At 56.2% G+C, this 3,724-nt stretch carries 2 protein-coding genes; both read right to left on the bottom strand.

Features of this window, described 5'->3' with window-relative positions:
* Positions 1-1,548 precede the first annotated feature (1,548 nt).
* Positions 1,549-2,328, bottom strand: coding sequence for an ATP-dependent Zn protease (locus tag SPHINGO391_RS01920; protein WP_193217156.1), 780 nt, complete (start codon positions 2,326-2,328; stop codon positions 1,549-1,551).
* Positions 2,321-3,724 (bottom strand): ATP-binding protein (locus SPHINGO391_RS01915; protein WP_152007285.1); only part of this gene is annotated, 1,404 nt, incomplete at its 5' end. The genes SPHINGO391_RS01915 and SPHINGO391_RS01920, both read right to left, overlap by 8 nt.

The raw sequence follows: 3,724 nt of genomic DNA, 5'->3' as shown, positions 1-3,724 counted from the left end.
CAATTCAGTGTCCGTCGCCAGAAAGAGCCCGCTTTCGGGGCCTTTACTAATGATCCAAGTCTCAAGGCTGATCGGGTTGATCTCAAGGAAATTTGGAAGCTGCGCCGAGCACAAATAGAAGGTGCGTCTTGCAGGTCTGTCGGCAGCCCACTCGAAACCTGATTGAATTGCCAGACCTCACAGCTGGTGCGCTTATGTCCGCAGGCATGATGCCCGCAACTTGCCCGCCAGTTTTTCCGATCCCGTGCGCTGGACCAAGAACCGTTGAACTCGCCGGCCGATGCTGACGCCGTTTGCCGAGGAATCGCGGAATCTTGAGTTTGAATCGAGAATACATAGTCTGGAATCGCAACAGCATAAATTGAAACAAATCGCATCGAGTTGCGGGCACGTCGTTTTCCATTGAATCGATTGCCAGAAAACCTGATCGAACTTCCTGACAATTTGTTTCAACCGCACCAAACAGCGGCGAGGGGTGCGGTTTATCGTATCCACCGGAGCCGTATCGGGTGGGCTTTGCGCACAGTGTTTCGCGTGCTGCGGGATAAACAGGAGATATCGTCAGCTATGAGAAACTGGCGACCAGGAATCGCAGGAATAGAAATCTGAATCGCGAGCGCTCAATTTGGAATCGATCAAGTAGATCCGTGAATCGAATTGGTGGAAGTTGGAATCGAAAAAGTAGATCTTTGAATCGGTAGGCTGCAGTTCGCAGGCTTATTTCCGGAGCTCGAAGCCATGGAGGCCCCATGGTGAAGCCACTGGAAAGGAGCGCGCCCCACGAGCTGGTCAAGCATTTTCCGCAAGCGCCGACCCGTCAGCATGATCAGACTTTGCGTGCAAGGCCCAACTCACCGACATCCAATGTCATGGATTGACCAAGTGCGAGCAGCAGATTGGGTACGTCTTCAACGCAAACGTCGTTTGCGACTGAATCGCCTGTTTCTTGTTTTGAATCGGCTGATCGGGGTTCTGAATCGCGACAGCGTAAATTGAAATGAGTTGTTTGAAGTTGGCGGCACTTCATCGCGCTTGGTTTTGAGGTGCAGGTAACTCAGGATGCCTTGCCGGGGGCCTACCGCAGCGGGAGGCAGGCCGACATCCGAGCCATTGGCCGTGATGCTGAGAAGAGAAGCGGCTTTCCAGGTGCTGCACATTGCGGGTCTTCCGAGTCGACTAATGGCATACGGTTGGCAGCAACAGCCCGGGGCCAGGACCCCCGGTTGTTGTTGGGGAGGGTCCATGCGGCACTTGCTTAAGGCCCCAGTTGGATGGGAACCGACACCTGAAGCAGCTTAGGTCGCAAAAGCGGCCTCTGTGGTGCCGGGAATCGCAGATGCAGAGAACAGAATCGGCTGGATCACATTCTGCAACGCGAAGGCAGCGTTCTGAATCGCCAAATCGCAAGATGGCAACGCGGTGATCTAGTTAGAGGTGAAACTGCTCAGGATTTGAGACGGCAATCCCATGCAGGAATCGCCGTTTCAGTGTTCGGAATCGAACGGGCCGGGTTTTTGAATCGCGCGAGACGAGTTCAGAATCGCGGGTTCATGATGCGGCGTTCGAGGACTCGTTTGTCGAGCTGGTGAGATGCCGGTCAAGCAGATCGCGCACCTCGGCGCCATCGAGCACTTTGACGTCTGCAAGTCGCGTGGCCAGCGCCAGGAGCGCGTCATGATTTTGCGACAGGAGGCCCATCGCCAGCGCTTCAGCCGCCTCCAGCCTGCTGTTCACATTTCTTGCAAGCTCGCGATCGAGAGACAGAATCGACATCTGTGGATCAGCAGATCGGTAGAGCAGGGGATGGACCTGGCCGAGGCCGAAGGCGGTTTCGGCATCGAGCGCCAATTTCGTAGCGCGCGCCAGATCTGACTGTTCAACGCCCCCGGAGCCAATCACCATGTCTCCGAAGATCAGTTTCTCGGCTGCCCGGCCAGCGAGCTTGCAAGCAATCTGCTTTTGCACCCAGTCGCCGTTCTCGATGACGTTGGCGCTCCTTTCGCTTTCGACAAAGCCGCCGAAGCCGTTTCCGACCGACATCGTCAGAACCGATCCAATCCCTAGAAGCGTCCTCGCCAGTGCATGTCCTGATTCATGAACAGCGAAACGCCAGATCAGCTCCGGTGACAGTCCTGCCTGGTCTGCGGTCAGCGCTGCGTGGATGTCGCTGTAGGTCAGATTGCGCCTTTCTCGGCGCGCTTTTTGCCGGGCTTCGCGAATGAGGCGCTCGATGTCGGCGCCGGTCCTGCCGGCTGCAGACAGGGCGAGTGGTTTGAGCGCACTGATCATCACGTCGGGTGCGTTGAGCGCGGTATTGGAATCAGCCATTTGCATGCACTCCCTTCTGGCGGTCATTTGATTCCGTGTTGCGATTGTCGGTTTCGCTCCCGATGCCGTTCTGGGCGGCCTGTGTGGCCGCTGCATCCGACTGGGACTTGGTGCTATTGATCAAACCTGACGTCCGCACGGCACCACTGCCTTCAACGACAGCATGAAGATCAGCGCCAAGATGATGCGCGATGATGCCGATCAGAGCTTCGGTGTCAGGTGGCGGGATGATGATGTGTTTTTCCAGCCTACCGGACCGCAGCAACGCAGGATCGATTTTCTCTGGTCTGTTCGTAGCGCCAACAATGATCACGCCTTGAGTTTTTGAGGCACCATCGAGCAGCTCAAGAAGTCGATTGACGAGACTGGACCAATAATCGTCATAGGGCCGCTCGCCGCCCGCGGCACGATTTCCAATATTGTCGATCTCGTCGATGAACAAAATGCATGGAGCATTCTGGCTGACATGATCAAATGTCGCGCCAATCGCTGCAAGCACATCGCCAAGATGCGAGGCCTCAAGCCACCTTGCGACTGATGTCGCGATCAGCGGCAATTCAAGAGTATTGCACAAAGCCCGCGCAAACGTGGTTTTGCCCGTGCCCGGGGGACCGCTGAGCAAAAGCCTGGAGCTCAGTTCCGACCATGGGACCTCATCGTTTTTGAGAGCCTGAAGATCCGTCTTGAGGTCCAGTGCCCACTGCCTGGCTTCGCCGTACCCCGTCAGTTTTTCCACCAACAAATGATCCCTGTGGCTCAGCATTACAGAGGACTTTGATGTCTTTGACGGATTGCCAGACTTTGGTTGCGCAGCTGACGTGAGTGGCTCGATCACTTCAAAGCAGCCGGCGTATTTCCTGCGGTTCAATGCAAGCGCCGATTTCGCCGATGACTTCGATGAGTTGAGCCCACCCGGCTTCTTGCGGTCACTGTCCTCGTCATCGATATTTGCGGCGTTCTCAGCCTCCAGCGTCATTAAGAGCCCGATCATCCTTTTGAGGGTTCGCCCGGGACGCACGGCCACTGCCAGATCATCGATGCCAAGATGTTCGGGCTCGAATGCCAGTTCGTTCATCAGAAACCAGGATTTCGTGACCGGGATGCCACAACAAATAGCGAGCACGTCTGCGATCAGACTTGCATCAATGCCGCCCCCTTCAATCACGATATCGGCGACCGCAATCAGTCGACCTGGAAGCGGCTCGGGGTTTGCATCGGCGATGATGACGGGCTTGGTTTGGCCGAGCACTTTTTTCGAGACGATATCGCGCAGCTCCTCGTCATCAAGCCGCCGTGCGAGAGAGCCTTTCAGGCACTCAAAGGATTTCCGGCGCCGGGTGTCTGCAAGCGCCTTGTGCCGACCGGACAGAGTCTGGCTGTGACCGATCCCGCCAAG

The organism is Hoeflea sp. EC-HK425 (genome assembly GCF_902498795.1).
Lineage (GTDB): Bacteria > Pseudomonadota > Alphaproteobacteria > Rhizobiales > Rhizobiaceae > Hoeflea > Hoeflea alexandrii.
The sequence above is the reverse complement of the archived record's forward strand: the minus strand, read 5'-3'. Positions and strand labels throughout refer to the sequence as shown.

Excerpts from the sequence above, each read along its gene's own strand:
- SPHINGO391_RS01920 (WP_193217156.1), bottom strand. The coding sequence starts at position 2,328 with ATGGCTGATTCCAATACCGCGCTCAACGCACCCGACGTGATGATCAGT.